The organism is Burkholderia sp. E168m23, assembly GCF_016586125.1.
Taxonomy (GTDB): Bacteria; Pseudomonadota; Gammaproteobacteria; order Burkholderiales; family Burkholderiaceae; genus Burkholderia; species Burkholderia orbicola.
On record NZ_BCPP01000815.1, the window covers coordinates 1 to 3,335 of the forward strand.

The window sequence follows — 3,335 nt, forward strand, 5'->3', positions numbered from 1 at the left end:
ATTTGTCCCACTGCGACGGCACGGTGTTGCCGTTGCCGTCCTTGTAGTCCTGCGAATGCGCGTGGTTCGCGGTCACGCGGCCATAGATGTCCGGCGTGCCTGCGGTCAGGTCGATGTTCTGGTCGTTGCGGCCGAACGACCCGCCGACGAGACTGCCGTCGAAGCGCATGCCGGGGCGCTCGAAACGCGGCGTCACGCGCTCGAACAGCACGGTGCCGGCCGACGCACCCGGACCGTACAGCACGGTCTGCGGCCCCTTCACGACGGTGACCTTGTCATAGCTTTCCGGCGCGATGTACGAGGTCGGCGCATCCATCCGGTTCGGGCACGCGCCGAGCGTCGGCATTCCGTTCGCCAGGATGTTCAGCCGCGAACCGAACATCCCGCGCAGCACGGGGTCGCCGTTCGTACCGCCGCTACGGATCGACGTGAAGCCGGGAATCGTCTTCAGGTAATCGGCGCCGTCGCTGGCGGGCAGCGGCTGGCGCGGCGCCTTCGGATCGGTGACGACGACGAGCGGCGTCGACAGCGGCGACGCGACGACTTCGACGGGCGGCAACAGCATCGCCGCATCGCCCGACGGCGCACCGGCCGCCGGCGTGGTTTCGGCTGCGGCAGCGCTCGCGGCCAGCGCGCCGACAGCCAGCGCAGGAACGGTGAGTTTCAGTACGCGCGGCAGAGGCCGCGCACCGGCATTGCGTGGCGCCCGCGGCGCACGCAACAGGAAATTGGTCATGATCGAAAGCCCGAGTGACGCCCTCCACGCGGCCTCGACGGACCGCACGGATATCGGCGGAAAATAGGAACGGCGGGAAACGCGTCAGGCGCGCTCGGGCGGTGCGCGCGGATAGGCGCGCGGATAGCGGTCGCCGCGCGCCGCGACGGCAGGCGACGCGACGGCGGAAACGAAAACGACGGGAATGAAGGCGACCGACGTGGCGGCAGGCGCGCCGATGGCCGGGCTATGAGCGAAGAAGCCGCAGTAGCCGCACGCGTCGAGATGCAGCGCATGATCGTGCATGCCGCCCACATCCGACGAGCGATGCGCACCATGCTCGGTACTGCAGACGATCGCCTCGGGCACGGCCGCCTGCGCGATACGCCACTGCGACACCAGCGGCGCCGCGATCGCGATCCAGATCGCGAGCAGGCCAAGCCAGGCAGTCAGGTGACGATGTCGGTGCAGCATGTGCGGCGACGAGTAAGCGGAATGTAAAAACAGCCGAGATGTTACAGAATGTTCAACGCGATGGCCAGCTTGGACGAAGGTAAACGAAGCGAGGGCGCATGGTTGTCAACACAACCATGCGCCCTCGCCTTCCGTGCGCGTCCGGAGCCGGACGATCAGGGCGCCATGCGCCGCAGCACGTCGTCGCGCCGGATGAAGTGATGGTAAAGCGCGGCCAGCGCATGCAGGCCGATCACGAAATAGAACGCGTTGCCGATCAGCTCGTGCGCTTCCTTGATCGTCGGCCGCAGCGCCTTGTCGGGGCCGAACAGCGTGAACGACACGCCGAGCCAGTCGAGCGACACCGGCTTGCCGCCCATGTTGACCATCATGATGCCGAGCAGCGGCTGCGCGATGATGAACACGTAGAGCGCGACATGCGCGAGCTTCGACAGCCAGCGCAGCAGCGTGGCCTGCGGAATCGCTTCCGGCACGCGGCTGACGACCCGCCACAGCACGCGCAGCACCGACAGCACGAGGACGAACGTCCCGGCCATCAGATGCACGTTCATCCAGAACGCCCGGCTGTCGCTACCCTTCGGTCCGCGGATCTCGATGGCCAGGTAGGCCAGCGCAACCAGCAGGAAGATGGCCCAGTGGAAGAAGATCGCGGGCGAGCTGTAGCGCGTCTGTTTCGCGAGGATGTTTTTCATGCTTCGTCTCGTGTTGTATGCGGGGAGGGGCGCCAGCTGCAACCGGCCTGCGCCCGGAAAGGCTGTGACGATTGTAGCCGCAGGGGCGGCCGGTTTTGCACGGCGCGATCAAATATCCGACGAATCGTCGACACGCGCCGCACGCGGCCCGCCTATGGAAAATCCGCATCGCGCGCCCGAGCGGCTGTGGCACGATGAAGCTTTGGTGCGACGGCGCGCGGGCATCATGAGCAAAGCGTTCTTCGTTGCAGCCTACCGGCTGATCGCCGCATTGCTCGCGGTGTCCACCACGCTGCACAGCGTCGCCGACTACTGGCGCCTGCCGACCTTCCATCTCGGCAACTACCTCAGCTACTTCACGCAACTGAGCAGCCTCTACGCGGCCGCGATGCTGGCCGCTGGGCTGTGGCGCATCGCGCGCCCCGGCTCGGCCCGCTACGAATCGATGCGCGGCGCGGCGGTGCTGTACGTGCTGATCACCGCGATCGTCTACGAACTCCTGCTCGCGCGGCTCGATGCGCTGCGCCACGTCACGCCGGCGTTCAACAACTGGGTACTGCACCGGATCGTGCCGCTCGTGATGCTGTGCGACTGGCTGTACGTCGAACCGCGCTCGCCGATTCCGCGCCGCAGTGCGTTCGCGTGGCTCGGCTTTCCGGTCGTCTATCTCGGCTATACGCTGGTGCGCGGCGCGGTGGAGGACTGGTATCCCTACCCGTTCGTCGATCCGCGTCCGCACGGCTACCTGCCCGTCGCGATCCAGTGTTCGCTGATCGCGCTCGGCGCGGCGGCGCTCGCACTGGGCATTCGCTGGCTCGGCAATCATGCGAGACAGTCTGGCAGCGCGACGCTTAAGGAAGGATGAAGGTGGAAAAATGAAGTGGGCGGGAACGTGTGCGCCGCCCGGCGCACACGTGGCGCTGGCAACAATCAGCCGCCGTTGCGCGGCAGGAAGTTCATCGGATCGACGACCTTGCCGTTCTGGCGGACTTCGAACTCGAACGTCGAACGACCGCTCGCGTCGGTGCCCATTTCGGCGACCGGCTGGCCCTGGCGCACCGCGTCGCCTTCATTGACGAGCAGCTTGCCGTTGTGCCCGTAGGCCGTGATGAGCCCGTTGTCGTGCTTCAGGATCACGAGCGGACCGTACGCCTTGACGCCGGAGCCCGCGTACACCACCCGCCCGTTTGCCGCGGCCCGCACCGAATGGTCGGGCCCGGATGCGGCGATCACGAGGCCGCGCGTCTTGCCGGCCGAGAACGGTGTCGCCACGACGCCCGTGGCCGGCCATGCGAGCGAACCCGGCTGGGCGGCTGCCGCGGGCGGCTGCCCGTACGAGGTCGCTGCCGGCGGCGGCGCGACCCGCAGTACCTGGCCCGGCGACACGGCGTCCGTGGGCGCCATGTGGTTCCAGCTGGCCACGTCCTGCACGCGCTGCCCGTAGGCGTTCGCGA

At 67.6% G+C, this 3,335-nt stretch carries 5 protein-coding genes; 1 reads left to right on the top strand and 4 read right to left on the bottom strand.

Features of this window, described 5'->3' with window-relative positions; all coding sequences use genetic code 11:
• From JMF90_RS30120 to JMF90_RS30130, 3 genes are all read right to left on the bottom strand, one after another.
• Positions 1–736, bottom strand: a 736-nt coding sequence (locus JMF90_RS30120) for a TonB-dependent receptor plug domain-containing protein (protein WP_201325810.1), incomplete at its 3' end; no start/stop codon positions are given.
• Between the two features lie 84 nt (positions 737–820).
• The gene (locus tag JMF90_RS30125) at positions 821–1,189 is read right to left on the bottom strand and encodes a DUF2946 domain-containing protein (RefSeq protein WP_011548121.1); all 369 of its coding nucleotides are present in this window, start codon (positions 1,187–1,189) and stop codon (positions 821–823) included.
• Positions 1,190–1,344: 155 nt separating this feature from the next.
• A complete protein-coding gene (locus JMF90_RS30130; RefSeq protein ID WP_006479377.1) occupies positions 1,345–1,881 on the bottom strand; it encodes a cytochrome b in 537 nt (178 codons plus the stop codon).
• A gap of 226 nt (positions 1,882–2,107) precedes the next feature.
• Here JMF90_RS30130 and JMF90_RS30135 point away from each other — a divergent pair, with 226 nt between their 5' ends.
• Complete coding sequence (locus tag JMF90_RS30135; protein ID WP_041489490.1) at positions 2,108–2,746, top strand: Pr6Pr family membrane protein; 639 nt, start codon at positions 2,108–2,110, stop codon at positions 2,744–2,746.
• Positions 2,747–2,811: 65 nt separating this feature from the next.
• Here JMF90_RS30135 and JMF90_RS30140 read toward each other — a convergent pair.
• The coding region (locus JMF90_RS30140) for a peptidoglycan DD-metalloendopeptidase family protein (RefSeq protein ID WP_201325811.1) at positions 2,812–3,335 on the bottom strand (524 nt) is incomplete at its 5' end.